The following is a 16,514-nucleotide window of genomic DNA, read 5'->3' as shown; positions in this document are numbered from 1 at the left end:
CGTTCTCGTACCTCGGTCGCTTGAACTGCGCAGGATAGTACGGTGGCCAAAATATTCGTAATTAGCCAGGATTTGGGACTCATCGATATTATCAGCGAGTCATTGAAGAACGATGGGCATGGTGTATCGACCTGCAGCAAACCGAGCGATGTACTTTCTCTTGTCCAAAACAAGGACTACGACCTCGTTTTCATTGATGTACACATCCACGATGAGCCGCATGAGAAGGTTGTTGATGTTGTCAGAAATTTCTCTCCTGAATCAGAGGTGGTGCTGATCACGAGCTATGCCTTCCCTTATATTTCTGGTCAGGAAACGGATGCTGTGATGTCCTATCTGGTCCAGCCCTTGACCGAAGAGAAGGTGAAAAACGTGGCCAAGCGTGCCTTGCGGCAAGCGAGGATCTCTCGCGAAAGGAGGCATTTGCTCTCAAATATTACTGCAGCGAAAAAACAATGGGAGGCCACGGTCGATGCAATTGACGATCCCATTTTCTTGATCGATCTGGATTATAATGTCATGAGAGCGAATTTGATGACATACCGACGTCTTGGTAAAGGGGTAGACAACGTACTGGGAGGGAAATGTTATCAGATTTTTCACTGTTCAGATAGTGCCCCCAGCGACTGTCCGGGCAGAAGGGCGATGCTCACCGGTAAAATGGCATCCGATGTTATTCATTTCAAAGGTTTGGATGAAAGACTGGCCTGCGACGTATATCCACAGGTTTTTGCTGGCGGCGGGTTCGTGCATCACCTGCACGCACCCACGCTCAGTTATGAAACACAATCAGAACTTATGACCACATATGAGAGGGTATTTGATGAATCACTCGTGCCTATCCTGCTGATCGATGTTGACGATTACAAGATCGTCGATGCAAACCGAAGGGCCCTTCAGTTCTTCGCTCGTGACCCTGGAATGATATTCAATGTTGCCATCGGGGGTCTTTTCGTATCGACTCTATCCGAGCGTGCAATCAACAGTCTGATCGAAATCCTGCGTAACCGGGGTGGGAGTTTCAAGTCGCGGGTTGTGGACGGAACAGGCAATGATATAGAGGTCGTCGTCATCGCAAATACGGTGAACATAAGGAACAGACGGTTGGCTGCAATATTCATGATCCCGGTTGAACTTCTGTAAATGAAGGTGGCTCTGATCGGGCTTGGTCACTGGGGTCCGAGACTAATACCGACATTAATCAATCATCCAGGAATCGATGCGGTGTACGGTTATGATATAGTTGAAATGAGAAGGTCCAAGATATCCAGTGAATTTCCGGAAGTTACGGTAGTATCGAATTACGATGAAATACTGCAGGATCCCGAGATCCATGGAGTAATTGTGGCAACGCCCGCAGCGTCACACTATTTGCTTGCCAGGCATGCCCTCGAGCACGGCAAGCATGTGTTATTAGAGAAACCTTTGACTGACTCGGTTGCTGACGCTGTGGAGTTGGTGGAACTGGCGAAACATCATGACCTGAAGCTCATGGTTGATCACATAACAGTTTTTAGTGGTGCAGTGCGAGCGTTGAAGAGAATCGTTGATGCGAATGAACTCGGAGAACTTCTCTATTTCGATGCAGTTCGTTCGAACCTTGGTATGCTACAGCATGATGTGAATGTCGTGTGGGATTTGGGGATACACGAGTTTGCGGTTCTGGATTATCTCATCGGTGAACTGCCGGTGGCAGTTTCCGGGGTGGGATACTCCCGGTATGGCAAACGGGAGGAAACGGCTTATATTACACTTTACTTCAGGAACGACATCGTCGCTCACGTGCATGTCAGCTGGATTTCTCCCATCAAAATAAGGAGGTTGATTATTGGTGGCAGAGAAAGAATGATAGTGTTTGACGATACGCGTGCTCAGGATAAGCTCGAAATCTTCGATTCCGGAGTAGATGTTACTTACGACGAGGGCTCTGCTCGTCCGGCGGTTTCTTATCGCAAGGGTACCGCCCAGCCGTTTGAGTATGACGAAACCGAGCCGCTCGTCTTGATGATTGACACATTCGTGAGTTCGATCAGGGAAGGTCGCGCTCCCTTGACCAGCGGCGAATCAGGTTTGCGCATGGTCAGAATACTTGCCGCGGTTGAAAAATCACTTAAACAGAAGGGTGCAGTAATACCTGTTGACTAAGCCCCTTTAAATATTTGAAACAGCTGCAAATCTCTCATTCACCGTGTTGACTTTTGTGGATGCGTAACCGCACATTATACCTAAAAAATCATTTGATTGCATGACTTTTTTGACTTTAGCTTTTGGGCGAGCCACCGTCCGTCTTGTTGACAATTTGCCGAAAATGAATATAATAAAGCAGTTGAGAAAACTCAATTCCAATCCGAGGAGAGGTCAGCAGGGTCTATTCTTAGTTACCGCTGGCTGCTGACAAGGGCGGTAGCTTAGACACCAATAATACAGATTAGTTCAGTATCAGATGCATTTTATGTATGCAATTATTCACAGGAGATAACCGAAAATGAGCATCATCAAGATGAACAGTGAACAAAAACTAATCAGGGGTGAAATACGGAAATTCGCCACTGCCGAGCTCGATCCGATTGCCGCGGATATCGAAAAGGATTGCCGCATTCCACCTGAGATAGTAAAGAAGATCTCACAGATGGGTCTTTTCGGCTTCACGGTGCCAGAGCAGTATGGCGGTTCTGGTTTGAACGTGACGACGCTATGTGTAGCACTTGAAGAATTATCTAAATCATGTGCGTCTCTCGCTCTGATGGTTGCTGTGAACAACTGTTTTGTAGTCCGGTCAATATCTGAATTCGGTTCACCACAAATTAAAGATAAGTATCTGAAACGGATCTCTAATGGTAGTATTGGCGGCTACGTACCACATACAGAAACCGAGATTGCCGGACAGGAGTTCAAGATTGAATCAGATGGTGGCGAGACGTTTCTGTCGGGTAGGAGCGACATTGCTCTGAACAGTGCAGCCGCGGATTTTTTTGTTATTCCGGCTTTACACGGGCAGGGCGTCGCGCTGTACATCGTCGATAAGAGCGAATCTTTCATGAATTCGTACTCTATTAGAACGATGGGCATGTGCGGAGCCGGTGTCACCGGAGTAGAATCCAAACGCGCGAAGTTGAAGGAAGAGGACCGCCTTGTCGAAGAAGCAAAAGGCCGGGAGGCAGTGCAATTCCTCGATGACCACGCGCGCATCAGTTTCTCGTCAATTGCCCTCGGCTTGAACGAGGCTGCGTTGGATGCTTCGATAAAGTACTCGAAAGAACGCAAGCAGTTCGGACGCGCCATCTGTGAGTTCCCTATGGTCAGGGATATGCTTTCCGAGATCAAAGTTAGCGTGGAAAGATCGAGATTACTCGTTTATGAAGCAGCGAGTAGAACTGATGAGAACGAAGATTATTCACAAATCGCCCGCATGGCATGTCTGACGAGCTGCGAGGGTGCAGTATTCTCCGCATTAAAGGCAATACAGATACATGGTGGTTACGGTTATACAAGAGATTACCCGGTGGAAAGACACTTTCGTGATGCAAAGACCCTTCAGGTCCTGGGTGGGAGGCCGGTTGATCTTAAAAGCAAGATTGCAGAGGAGATTTTATCATGATATTGAGTGATGCGCATAGGCAGTTTCAGGCGAAGGTGAGGGGATTTGCTGAAAAAGAAGTTGCACCGTGTGCACGTGACCTCGACAGGGACGGTGAATTCCCATGGAAATTTGTGAAGCGCTTGGCTGAGTTACAGTTGACGGCAATATATGTCCCAAAGGAGTACGGTGGCGCCGGACTCGACACGCTGCATTATGCAATTGCGGTAGAGGAGATAGGCCGGGTTTGTGGCTCGACGGGCATATTTCTTGCGGCACATTCGTCGCTCGGTGTGTTTCCAATTTACTATGCCGGCAATGAAGAGCAAAAGCAAAAATGGCTCATACCTCTGGCTAAGGGTGAGAAGATCGGGTCGTTCGGACTCACTGAACCAGAGGCAGGCTCAGATGCGGCGGCCACCAAGACGACGGCGAAGCGTGATGGTGACAAATATATACTAAATGGCGAAAAACGGTTCATTACATCTGGGAGTGTTGCGGATGTGATTATCGTCACGGCAACTCAGGATCCATCAAAGGGTTATCAAGGCATATCTGCATTCATCGTTGAGAAGGGAACGCCAGGGTTTACCTACGGCAAGGACGAGGAGAAACTCGGGTTGCATGGATCGATAACTTCGGAGTTGATTTTTGAGGATTGTGTGATACCCGCAAATAACCTGCTGGGTGAAGAAGGTGATGGTTTCAAGATATTTATGGAAACACTGGATGGTGGGCGGATATCGATCGGCGCACTCGCACTCGGTATTGGTCAGGGAGCCCTTGATGCTGCAGTAAATTTCAGCAAATCGAACAACAAATCCGGGAAGCCCCTTTCCAGATCACAGGCGGTCCAGTCAATGATCGCAGAAATGGCAACAGATATTGAAGCCGCGCGGTTGCTTGTATATCAGGCGGCTGCTTTGAAGGATGCCGGCATGCCATACGTGAAGGAGGCTGCGATGGCCAAGTATTATGCCTCAACCGTTGGCATGAAGGCTGCAGACATGGCGATCGATATTCACGGGTTATTGGGTATTACCGATGCATATCCTGTTGAACGTTTCATCAGGGATGAAAAACTCATGGAAATCGGTGAAGGAACGAGTGAAATACAGAAGATCGTCATCGCCCGGCAGATACTGGGTAAATGATTCGTACTCGTGTTTCGTACAACCAACAACCAAGTCATAGGTTGCGAAAAGCGAAACGGTTTCGGAACCGTATTCCGTGTTGAGTACCATATGTCAAGTATCCAGCGGTAATAACGATAGTAACGGAATTAACGAGCCAGACGGGATTAGCGGGAGTAACGATAATAGCGATGTTAACGGCGTTAGCGTTGTGTTTGTGTGACGTAGTACGTTACCTTCTTATTGTTGTCTGTTTAGGTATTTAGGAATTTGTGATTTTAGGAATTTATCCAATCAAGGAGACAAGATGAATTTTGATTTAACCAATGATCAGAAGATGCTACAAGATCAGGTGCGCAAGTTCGCACAAACCGAACTGGCACCGCTGGCGTCGGAGATCGATAAGTCCAGAGAATTTCCGTGGTCGACTTTGAAGAAAATGGCGCAGTTGGGTTTGCTGAGCGTTATTGTGCCCGAGCAATATGGTGGTTCGGGCTTCGATTTTGTTTCGTTGGCTATCGCAATCGAGGAGATTTCTCGGGCATGTGCTTCGACTGGTGTCATTGTCGCTGTGAACAATTCATTGACGACCTATCCCATCCTGGAATTCGGGAACGAAGACCAGAAAAAGAAATACCTGCCACCACTGTGCAGCGGCGAAAAAATTGGAGCATTTGGCCTGACCGAGCCCAACGCGGGGTCTGATGTTGCAGCCATGGAATCGACAGCGCGGTTAGAAGGTGACCACTACGTCCTTAATGGGACGAAGCGATTCATTACCAACGGCGGCGAAGCTGGTACCTTTGTTGTATTTGCCTATACTAATAAGGAATTGAAACACAAGGGCGTAAGTGCTTTCATAGTCGAGCGCGACACGCCGGGGTTCAGTCTTGGAAATCACGAAGACCTAATGGGCATAAGGGCAACAGCGAACTGCGAATTGATCTTCGAGGATGTAAAAGTATCGAAAGAGAATCTCCTTGGTAACGAGGGGGACGGGTTCAAGATATGCATGAACACGCTAGATGTTTCACGGATCGATATCGGTGCCCAGGCGGTCGGGATCGCCCAGGCCGCCCTTGATGAAGCGGTCAAGTATTCAAAGGAGCGCAAGGCTTTCGGACAACCAATATGCAATTTTGAAATGATCCAGGCAATGATTGCCGAGATGGCAACTGAGATCCAGGCGGCACGTCTCCTTGTACATTATGCAGGTTACTGCAAAGACAAAGGTATGCAGAGGTTTTCCAAAGAATCGGCGATGTCAAAGTATTATGCTTCAGATATTGCGGTAGATGTGGCAAGGAAGGCGGTTCAAATTCACGGTGGCTACGGATACTCAAAGGACTACGCTGTAGAAAGAATATATCGTGACGCTAAGATTCTGGAGCTGTATGAGGGCACCTCTGAGGTCCAGAAAATCGTGATCGCGAGAGAACTGACACGGTAAATACCAAACGTTAAATTCGAATTTCGAATTCCCCTCGGTTCCGCTCGGGACGTTGAATTCAACAGCCAAATTATGGATTCGGGATGAATTCGTGTCGAAATGCGAAATTGGCAAAAGACGTTAATTTCGCTATAACTACAGAGCGATTCGTTATGCGTTGACCGGTTGCGAAAGGCGGCACGAATTAGTAACCGTATTTGGTAAATCGTATTCGTCTTTCGTGTTGAGTATCATAATTTAAGTTCCAACGGAAATAACGATATTAGCGAGATTAACGGAATCAACGGTGCGTTTCTGTGAAGTTAGACTTTGCCGTTGTACGAAACGGGTATCGTAACCGTAGGACTTAACCGATTAAGTAGGATGCGGAAAGGAGGTTAATTTGGATCTGATCGTGTGCGTTAAGAGAGTTGCCCAGACTGCTGAGGCCGAAGTGAAAGTCGACGCATCGGGCAAGGATATTGTGAAGGATCGTTTGACGTTCGACATGAACGAAGCGGATACGTATGCCCTTGAAGCAGCGATCCTTCTTAAGGAAAAATTTGGTGGGACAATAACCGCGATTTCTTTGGGCGTAGCTGATGCTGAGGATACTCTACGTATTGCTCTGGCAAAGGGCGCTGACAGCGCAATCAGAATAAAGGCCGAGGATTTTGGGGAATTGGATGGCTTCAAGACCGCCACATTGTTGAAAGAGGTGATTAAAGATATCAAATTCGACGCTATATTCGCGGGCTGCATGGCAACCGACGATAGCTACTACCAGGTGGGTCCAGTACTTGCAGAGATGCTTGGTGTTCCACACGCGACTTTGGTAAACAAGGTGGAGGTCACTGAGGGCAAGGCTCAAGTGAACCGGGAACTTGAAGGCGGTTTGATCGAGCACCTCGAAATTTCTTTGCCGGCAGTCTTTGCTGTACAGACCGGGATCAACGAGCCGCGTTACGCGTCACTGATTGCGATACGAAGAGCAGCTGGAAAAGAGATAAAGGTGTTGGGCAAAAGCGATATCTCCATTGCGCCTAAAACTAACAGCACACTCGAAGAGCTCTTTTTGCCACCCGTTGGGAAGAGAGCCGAGATCCTAACTGGTAGTGCTGATGAAATTGCTGCGAGAACGGCAGGAATAATCAAAGAGAAGGGACTGATCTAAGGAGGAAAGATGGCTGATATTCTAGCAGTGGTTGAACATCGTCAGGGGGTACTCAGAGACATTACATACGAGCTGCTGACCTTTGGGAGAAGATTGGCAAAGAAAACAGATGCGAAATTGACCGGCGTGCTGTTGGGCCATAATACCGATGGCCTGCAAAATAACATAAAAAAGCATGTGCACCGCCTTGTCGTTGTAGACCATGAAGTTTTTAAAGATTTCAACGGTGAGACCTATCAGCAGGCACTTTCTGCTATCATCAAAAACGAGAATCCTTTTTTGACTCTCGTCGGCAATACCGCTTTCGGCATAGATTTCTGTCCGTCACTTGCGACGCATCTAGGTGTTCCGTTCACTACGGATTGCATAGACGCTGAGATCGTGGAAGGAGGAATCAGGGTAACACGGCAAGTGTACGACGGCAAGATGGATGCCCACGTTAGATTGAGCGATAGCCCTTCTTATATGCTTACGCTGCGAAGCGGATCTTGTCCAGCTGAAGACGGCGGGCTTTCTGCTGAGATAGAAAAAATTGATACACCGCTTATGGCTCAGCCCGATTACAGGAAATTCGTAGAATACATCGAAGCGGCAGTCGGCGACGTTGATATAACAAAAGCCGATGTGGTTATTGGCGTCGGTCGAGGTATCAAAGAGCAGGCCAATATGGCGATTGTGGAGGATCTGGCAAAAGCGATAGGCGGTGTGGTTGCGTGTTCGCGTCCCGTCGTCGACGCCAATTGGTTACCTAAGGACCGGCAAGTAGGTTCCTCCGGGAAGACTGTCAAGCCGAAACTTTACATAGCGATCGGCATCTCGGGGGCGTTTCAGCACGTCGCGGGAATGAAGAACTCGGATACGATAATCGCGATCAACAAAGACCCGAATGCGCCAATATTCAATGAAGCAGATTATGGGATCGTCGAAGATCTTTTCAAGGTCGTGCCCATGCTGAAGAGTAAGATAGTAGAGATAAAGAAATAAGCGATGAAGAAAATCGGTGTATTCGTCTGCCATTGCGGAAGAAACATCAGCAACACGGTTGACGTTGAGAAGGTCGTTGAAGAGATCGCAAAGCATCCGGGTGTTGCATACTGCGAAGACTACAAGTACATGTGTTCTGATCCGGGTCAGAAATTGATCAGGGACAAGATCGCTGAACAAAAACTCGATGGTGTTGTTATCGCCGCCTGCAGCCCATTGCTTCATGAGGTAACGTTCCGCCGTACGGCTGAAGAATCCGGCCTGAATCCCTACATGCTTGAGATGGCGAATATCCGGGAGCAGTGCAGCTGGATTCATACCGACCGGCACCAGGCGACCGAGAAGGCGATCAGGATTATCAAGTCAATAGTCGAGAAGACGAAAGCAGATGAAGCCCTGATACCTGCTAAGATTCCGGTCATACCACGCGCCCTGGTTGTGGGCGGGGGGATTGCCGGGATTCAAGCAGCACTGGATATTGCCAATGCCGGTTACGACACTGTCCTGGTTGAAAGTACCCCGTCGATCGGCGGTCATATGGCACAGTTATCAGAGACTTTTCCTACACTCGACTGCTCGCAATGCATTCTTACGCCTAAGATGGTCGAAGTTGCCCAACACTCAAGGATCACGCTTCTGACATACTCTGAAGTCGAAGAAGTGTCAGGTAGTGTTGGCAGTTTCAAGGTCAAGATCCGCAGGAAGTCTTCTTATGTCGACAATACAAAGTGCACAGGCTGCGGTGTATGTTATGAGAAATGCCCGATCGAGGTGCCCTCAGAATTCGATGAAGGATTGGGTGAGCGCAAAGCGATATATGTACCTTTTCCGCAGGCCGTGCCCAATCATCCTGTTATTGATGAGAAACACTGCACTTTTTTTACAAAACCAGGTAAGTGTCGTGTCTGTCAGATTGTCTGTCCCGCCCAAGCAGTTGATTTTGAAAAGACTGATGAAATGATTGAAGTGGACGTTGGCGCGATAGTTGTTGCGACCGGATACACTCTCTACGCAGTTGAGCACGTTAATGAATATGGCGCAGGCAAATATCCGGATGTAATAAACGGTCTGCAATTTGAGAGAATACTATCGGCATCCGGTCCGACTCACGGCGAGATCCAGAGGCCCTCCGACAAGAAGATACCAAAACGTGTTGCCTTCATTTGTTGTGTGGGCTCACGTGACCCTGAACACCACCTGCCGTATTGTTCGAAATTCTGTTGTATGTACAATACAAAACACGCATTACTATACAAGGAACGTGTACCTGATGGCGAGGCCCTGATATTCTCCATCGACGTCAGGACGGCAGGTAAAGGCTATGAAGAGTTCATGATAAGAGCGAAAGATGATGAGAAAGTGCTTTATATCAGAAGCAAACCATCGCGCATAATAAAGGACGGCGATGAGTTGGTTGTCTGGACAGTAGATACTTTGACTGGAAGAGCGTTGAAAGTCAGATGTGATATGGTGGTGCTTTCAATGGCCGTCGTTCCGGCGACTGGCGCTATAGAGCTGGCGAAGAAGTTGAGAATACAGACAAATAGCCATGGTTTCTTTAACGAAGCGCACCCCAAGCTTCGCCCCGTGGAATCTCTGGTTCCGGGTTTTTTCCTGGCCGGATGTGCTCAGGCGCCGAAGGATATTCCGGAAACTGTAGCACAGGCTTCTGCGGCGGCCTCCAAAGTCCTAGAAATGTTCTCGAAACAAGAACTTGCTGCAGAGCCGATGGTGGTTGTCATAGATGAAGATAGGTGTTGCGGCTGCAAACTCTGCGTTGTTACATGTCCCTATGAGGCGCGCGAAATAGATATGGAAAAGAATATTGTACGGATCAATGAAGCCTTGTGCACTGGGTGCGGCTGTTGTGTAGCAGCTTGCCCCAGCGGAGCTTCCGAGCAAAAGAATCTGTTCGATGAACAGATGTCGAAAATGGTGGAGGTAATTCTTGGCGAGTAGGAAAAATATCGTTGTCGACGTAAACCCTGAAATAAGAGAAATCCTGATGGAGATGGGCGCCACCGATGCATACAAATGCTATCAATGCGGGAAATGCGCGAGTGTCTGTCCCTGGTTCCAAGTTGGCAGTTATGAATTTCTTGTCTTCAGATTTCCTCTGGAAACCGTCCTCGGCCTTGTTGCCAGCAGTGAAGAGAAGGAGGAACTAGCCAGGGAAGTTGATAAGATATACCGCTGTGTTGGATGCGAAGCATGTCTTGACCAGTGTCCTCTAGGTGTAAATATTCCGAATATTCTGCGATCCGCACGCAGGATATTAGTTGATTTTGGCTCGTATCCTGATCCACTCAAATCGGTCGTGAGAAAGATTCGAAATGTGGGTAACCCACTGGGTGAATCTCGGGAGAAGCGGGCTGGTTGGGCAAAAGATCTGGGAGTTAGAGAATACAAGTCAGGCATGGAGGTTTTGTATTTCCCTTGTTGTATCCCGGCATATGATTCAAGAGCCCAGAAGATTGCGCGGGCAAGTGCAAAGATACTCGAGCTGAGCAAAGTTTCCTACGGGATCCTTGGCCCTAGAGAGAATTGCTGTGGTGAGACGATTAGAAGAGTAGGATCTGAGAGTTTTTTCCGCGAGCTGGCAAAGTCAAACATCAACGAATTCAAGGATGCAGGGGTCGGTAAGATTCTGGTTACATCACCTCATTGCTATAACACATTCAAGAATGAATATCCCGAATTCGGTGCCGAATACGAGATTCTGCATACTACTCAATTCTTCGCAAGCCTTATCGAGCAAGGGAGGATCATACCCAGGAATAAGTTTGAGAAGAAAGTTGTGTACCACGACTCGTGCAGACTGGGGCGCCAAAACGGAATCTATGAAGAGCCCAGGAAAATACTCAGAAGCATACCGGGACTCGAGCTCGTTGAGGTGGAAGATTTCTCGCACAATTTGAGTCTATGTTGTGGCGCTGGAAGCGGCGGCCTTTTTATGGATTGGCCCATGGGCGAGCGTATGGTAGACATACGGCTCAAACAATTGCTGGATACCGGGGCAGATGTTATCGCAGTTGCCTGTCCCTACTGTCTTAACATGTTTGAAGAAACCGTTAAAGCGATGAATTTGAATATTGAGGTTATGGATGTCTGCGAACTGTTATACGAATCATTGAATGAAGAACATGATGAGTGAGAGAAGGCGATGAAACTCAAAGCGCTAATAAATATGTTAACGCCCGAAATAGAACTCGCTTCGACACCGAGACCTTACTTCAACCACTCAGTTGAGTTGAAGAAGGTATATACTGCTGAAGAAAGGGCAGAGGTTTTGGCGGGTGTCGGTTTAAATGTTTTCTTCTTTCCATCAGAAATGATAACAGGATGCGATCTTTTATCTGATTCGGGTGTAACGACAATGACCAATGAACAATGGGCAGCCCTTCACATGGGTGACGAGGCATACGGCTCGAACCGGGGATACTTCATTCTCAAAAACCAGATACGAAGCACCTTCGGCGAGGTTTTCTTCAACGAACCAGATGCCGGTGAGCCCAATGCTTTTATTTTTCACCAGGGAAGGGCGAGCGAAGATGCCCTTTTCACTCAAGTCGGGAGGCTGGGTAAGAAAATGATCATTCCCAGCAATGGACATTTTGACACGACGGGAGCGAATATTGAAGCGAATCAGATGCAGGCCATCAATCTTTTTTCTGATGAACTGGCCGATGGCGAGAAGGGTTTTCACTTTAAGGGGAATATGAACATCATGAAGTTGAAAGCCCTGCTCGAGAAGGCGCATGACCGAGTTCCGCTTGTTTATCTGACGATAACCAATAATACTGCGGGCGGACAACCCGTATCGATGGAAAACATCACGGCTGTGGCCTCGTTGGCCCATGAGTATGGGATTCCTTTTTTCTTTGATGCATGCCGTTTTGCAGAGAATGCCTGGTTCATACAGCAATACGAGGATGGCTATGAGGATAAGGAAGTGAAAGATATTGTGCATGAGATGTTTTCACACGTCGACGGATTCACCATTAGCTACAAGAAGGACGGGCTTACAAATATGGGCGGCGGTCTGTTCTTGAGGGCAGATGGTCTTTTTGTGAAGAAATATCCTCAGATACCCGGTGTGCTACTCGATTACCAGATATTGAAAGAAGGACATCCGACATATGGTGGTCTTTCGGGCCGTGATATTATGGCATTGGCGTCAGGATTGGCGGCTGTAACTGAACATGAGTATTTGACTTATCGTATTAATCAGGTACGGGATTTCGGTGAAGGTATGTGCAGTAGAGGTGTTCCAGTCGTAATGCCGGTGGGCGGTCACGCTGTATACGTCGATGTCGACAAATTCTTTGAGGGCACGAAGATGAAGCCAGATGATTTCGGAGGCGTTGCCCTGTGTGCCATTTTGCTGGCTGCATACGGTCACAGAGCGTGTGAACTAGGATATTTCACTTTTGGGCAGTTCGACAGAGTAAAAAAAGTCGAGGTATTTCCGGAAGTCAATTTTGTCCGCTTTGCGGTACCAAGATTAAGGTATGAAAAACAAGATTTAGATTCAGTGGCTGAGGCAATGAGAGTGCTGCACGCGCACAGGGAGGAAATTCCTGGTGTGCACGTAACATATGGGCGAGAATTGCCTTTGCGTCACTTCAAAGCACGTTTTGAATTCAAGAAGTAGTATTAGAAATATTGGTAGGACATAGCTCGCGTCGAGTGCAGAATAATGACAGAGGATTTTGAGAAGACCTGGCTCGGTAAGTTTTCTACGTGCATAGAGCGCGCGACAAGCGTCGAAATCAGAGAGAAGATTATGGCGGGAAGCGAGGTTCTATCCGACATCACGGAAAGGAAGAAGGTCGCCGACTGGTCAAAAAGAGCAATGGACAGACTGGACGAACTCGTTGATGCTGAAAAGCGCGTTGAGATAATGACCGCATGTTCCTGTCAGTTCCCGAAGGCTGATCTGCAGGGTATAAGAAAGCGGTATGAAGAAACAGGAGATATCGACCTTGTGCTTGATATGCTTCAAGAGAAATTCGTGTCTTTTCTAAGGAACGGCTTGGATCTAAACGCTGATATGATCACAGATATAGTGGAGAGGGGATGGGGCTTGGCAGGACGCAGGGCTGGAAATAAGATTATTGCCACAAAGATTCCCAAGAGCACCTATATAATGGAATATCTGGAGGAGACGGATGCAGTGAAGAAAAGAGCCATCTACTGTCATTGCCCGAGAATTCGTGATGCGCTGAGGACTGATCTGAATATATCACCCACGTACTGCTATTGCGGTGCCGGATACTACAAAGGTATTTGGGAAGAAATACTACAGCGCCCGGTGATGGTCGAGTTGTTGGAGAGCGTGTTGAAAGGCGATGATGTGTGTAGAATTGCGATTCACCTTTCTTGACGGGGGGATACGATGATACAACAAAGGCACGAGCGTAAGCCAGCAAATTTTATCGAGGAGATAGTTGAAGAAGATCTGCGCACTAACAAATACGGCGGCCGCGTGCACACAAGGTTTCCGCCAGAACCTAACGGGTATCTACACATCGGTCATGCCAAGGCGATCTGCATAGATTTCGGCATCGCTTCGAAATACAAGGGACTATGCAATCTCAGGTTTGATGATACGAATCCGACGCGGGAGGAACAGCAGTATATTGATTCGACAAAGGAAGACATTCGATGGTTAGGTTTTGATTGGGGGAACCGGGAATACTACGCATCCGACTACTATGGACAATTGTATGACTGGGCCGTCGATTTGATAGAGAAGGGCAAGGCTTACGTCGATGACTTGAGCGCCGAACAGATACGCGAATTCCGCGGCACTCTTACTGCACCCGGCAAGGATAGTCCGTTTCGCAATCGCGCGGTCGAAGAAAATCTCGAATTGTTCAGAAAAATGCGCGTGGGGGAATTCCCTGACGGCAGCAAGGTGTTGCGCGCGAAGATAGACATGTCAGCGGGTAATATGAACATGCGCGATCCCGTCATGTACCGAATACTTCGTGCCACCCACCACCGGACTGGCGATGACTGGTGCATCTATCCGACATATGATTGGGCTCACGGTCAGTCGGATTCGATCGAAGGGATCACTCACTCGCTCTGCTCGTTGGAGTTTGAGGACCACCGTCCGCTATATGATTGGTTCCTTGAGAATCTGGGAGTCCACCACCCGCAACAGATAGAATTCTCCCGTCTTAATCTTAGTTATACTGTCACGAGCACGCGCAAGTTACGGAAATTGGTAGAAGAAGGATCTGTCAGTGGGTGGGATGACCCACGTATGCCCACGCTCGCCGGCATGCGCAGGCGTGGTTATCCACCCGAGTCAATCCGTGATTTCTGTGAAGGCATTGGCGTTGCGAAGGCGGAGAGCGTCATCGATATCGCAAAGCTCGAGCACTTTGTGCGTGAATATATGAATAAGAATACAACACGGGTAATGGGAGTCCTGCGTCCGTTAAAGGTCGTGATCGACAACTATCCTGAAAATAAAACAGAAGAGTTGGATGCGGTGAACAATCCGGAAGATGAGAACATGGGGACGCGCAAAGTACCGTTTTCCCGTGTCCTGTATATTGAGCAGGATGACTTCCGGGAAGAACCACCGCCCAAGTATTACCGGCTGGCACCTGGGCGAGAAGTGAGATTGCGGTATGCCTATTTCATAAAGTGCATTGATGTAAAGAAGGACAAAGATGGCAAGGTCGTCGAACTCCACTGCACTTACGACCCAGCAACCCGTGGCGGCGATTCGCCGGACGGCAGAAAGGTGAAAGCGACCTTGCACTGGGTTTCTGTTCCCCATGCCATCAACGCAGAAGTTAGATTGTATGATCGTTTGTTCACCAAACCTGCTCCGGATGAGGTTGATAGTGAGAACGAAGATTTTCGCGCCAATCTAAATGCCAATTCGCTCGAGGTATTGACCGGCTGCAAACTGGAGCCGAGCTTAACCACAGCATGTGCTGGCGATACATACCAGTTTGAGCGCCTTGGGTATTTCTGTATTGATCCCGATTCGACAAGCAGCTCGCTAATCTTCAACCGCACGGTCTCGCTTCGTGATACGTGGGCAAAGGTCGAAAAGGCTCAAGAGGTTTGAATGTGTTTTCTGCTGAACTAGATTTTTTACATGAAATCAGATATGAGAACTCTTGAATTGAAACAGCAACTCCATCAAGCCGGGTTTAAGAATTCTGTTATTTCGACTGATCATTTACCTGAGCTGCAGAGCGAATACGGCCGACTACTTGATGATGGTGATTTAGACAGGGATTTTTATGATGAAATAGTACGGAGATATGGACTCAATTGGGATTTCGAACCACCTGGAAAACTGCCGAAGGCAAGGTCGATCATCATCACCGCGGCACAGCAACCCAAAATAAGCATGGAATTCCAGTATAAAGGACGTAAATTCTACGGCATCATTCCACCCACGTATGTATATGATACCGATGCGACGGTTCTGGGAGTCATTTCAGCATACTTGAATGACCATAAATACAAAGTATGTGACGCGCTGCTGCCCACGAAAATGATTGCCGTCCGCAGCGGTCTTGCCCGGTATGGCAGAAACAACATCACGTACATAGACGGTTGGGGAAGTTATTATAGATTGAAGGCGTATTTTTCAGACATGCCGTGCGATGTAGATTCCTGGCAAGAATCAGTCGCTATGGAGCAGTGCAGAAAGTGTACCGCATGCGTGACCAAATGTCCAACCAGTGCGATCGGTAAAGACAGATTCCTGATAGATGCAGGAAAGTGCCTGACTTTCTTCAACGAAGGAGTTGAAGAATTCCCGAAGTGGATAGACCCGGCGTGGCACAATTGTCTTATTGGCTGTATGATCTGCCAGGACGTTTGCCCGGCAAACAAAGAGCACGTAAGCTGGCTAATGCCCGGCGCAGAATTTTCCGGTGAGGAAACCAATATGATATTGAAAGGTGTTTCGCAAGATAATCTTCCGGCACAAACCCGCGAAAAATTGCAGAAGGTCAGCATGCTCGACAGCTATCCCTTGCTCAAGAGAAATTTGCGAGCATTGGCAGAGAGAGAAAGCAGCGGGGCATCATAATGTTTGTAAAAGTGTACAGCTACCGTATCAAGCTGTCGAAAACGCAAGAATTTCTTGATATTCAGGAACGAGCTAAACATATCTACGAGAAACACATTGCATATCGAGCGGTCCATCTGCAGAAAAATGATGATCCATGTCGG

General features: G+C 48.0%; 13 protein-coding genes. All 13 read left to right on the top strand.

What is annotated here, in order from left to right; all coding sequences use genetic code 11:
* The first annotated feature begins 42 nt into the window (after window positions 1–42).
* Window positions 43–1,143: a PAS domain-containing protein gene (locus OEV79_11025; GenBank protein ID MDH4211966.1), complete on the top strand. Its 1,101-nt coding sequence runs from the start codon at window positions 43–45 to the stop codon at window positions 1,141–1,143.
* The gene (locus OEV79_11020) at window positions 1,144–2,145 is read left to right on the top strand and encodes a Gfo/Idh/MocA family oxidoreductase (GenBank protein MDH4211965.1); all 1,002 of its coding nucleotides are present in this window, start codon (window positions 1,144–1,146) and stop codon (window positions 2,143–2,145) included.
* A 340-nt stretch (window positions 2,146–2,485) separates the two neighbouring features.
* Entirely contained in the window at window positions 2,486–3,598 is a 1,113-nt protein-coding gene (locus OEV79_11015; GenBank protein MDH4211964.1) for an acyl-CoA dehydrogenase family protein, read from the top strand.
* Window positions 3,595–4,731 carry an acyl-CoA dehydrogenase family protein gene (locus OEV79_11010; protein ID MDH4211963.1) on the top strand — a complete coding sequence of 379 codons (1,137 nt, stop codon included), beginning with the start codon at window positions 3,595–3,597 and terminating at the stop codon, window positions 4,729–4,731. The genes OEV79_11015 and OEV79_11010 overlap by 4 nt, the downstream gene beginning before the upstream one ends.
* A gap of 286 nt (window positions 4,732–5,017) precedes the next feature.
* Window positions 5,018–6,160 carry an acyl-CoA dehydrogenase gene (locus OEV79_11005; protein ID MDH4211962.1) on the top strand — a complete coding sequence of 381 codons (1,143 nt, stop codon included), beginning with the start codon at window positions 5,018–5,020 and terminating at the stop codon, window positions 6,158–6,160.
* 382 nt (window positions 6,161–6,542) lie between these two features.
* Window positions 6,543–7,313, top strand: a complete 771-nt coding sequence (locus tag OEV79_11000) for an electron transfer flavoprotein subunit beta/FixA family protein (GenBank protein MDH4211961.1) — start codon at window positions 6,543–6,545, stop codon at window positions 7,311–7,313.
* A 9-nt stretch (window positions 7,314–7,322) separates the two neighbouring features.
* Window positions 7,323–8,297 carry an electron transfer flavoprotein subunit alpha/FixB family protein gene (locus OEV79_10995; protein MDH4211960.1) on the top strand — a complete coding sequence of 325 codons (975 nt, stop codon included), beginning with the start codon at window positions 7,323–7,325 and terminating at the stop codon, window positions 8,295–8,297.
* Between the two features lie 3 nt (window positions 8,298–8,300).
* Window positions 8,301–10,256 carry a CoB--CoM heterodisulfide reductase iron-sulfur subunit A family protein gene (locus OEV79_10990; GenBank protein ID MDH4211959.1) on the top strand — a complete coding sequence of 652 codons (1,956 nt, stop codon included), beginning with the start codon at window positions 8,301–8,303 and terminating at the stop codon, window positions 10,254–10,256.
* Complete coding sequence (locus OEV79_10985; protein MDH4211958.1) at window positions 10,246–11,451, top strand: (Fe-S)-binding protein; 1,206 nt, start codon at window positions 10,246–10,248, stop codon at window positions 11,449–11,451. Before OEV79_10990 ends, OEV79_10985 begins: the two co-directional genes overlap by 11 nt.
* A 9-nt stretch (window positions 11,452–11,460) precedes the next feature.
* A complete protein-coding gene (locus OEV79_10980; GenBank protein MDH4211957.1) occupies window positions 11,461–12,951 on the top strand; it encodes a tryptophanase in 1,491 nt (496 codons plus the stop codon).
* Window positions 12,952–12,996: 45 nt separating this feature from the next.
* Window positions 12,997–13,683 carry a DUF6144 family protein gene (locus tag OEV79_10975; GenBank protein MDH4211956.1) on the top strand — a complete coding sequence of 229 codons (687 nt, stop codon included), beginning with the start codon at window positions 12,997–12,999 and terminating at the stop codon, window positions 13,681–13,683.
* A 12-nt stretch (window positions 13,684–13,695) separates the two neighbouring features.
* Window positions 13,696–15,393, top strand: coding sequence for a glutamine--tRNA ligase/YqeY domain fusion protein (locus OEV79_10970; GenBank protein MDH4211955.1), 1,698 nt, complete (start codon window positions 13,696–13,698; stop codon window positions 15,391–15,393).
* Window positions 15,394–15,423: 30 nt separating this feature from the next.
* The gene (locus OEV79_10965; protein ID MDH4211954.1) at window positions 15,424–16,371 is read left to right on the top strand and encodes a FeS-binding protein; all 948 of its coding nucleotides are present in this window, start codon (window positions 15,424–15,426) and stop codon (window positions 16,369–16,371) included.
* Window positions 16,372–16,514: the final 143 nt, after the last annotated feature.

Source organism: candidate division WOR-3 bacterium (assembly GCA_029858255.1).
Taxonomy (GTDB): domain Bacteria; phylum Hydrothermota; class Tepidihabitantia; order SM23-42; family SM23-42; genus SM23-42.
The sequence above is the reverse complement of the archived record's forward strand: the minus strand, read 5'-3'. Positions and strand labels throughout refer to the sequence as shown.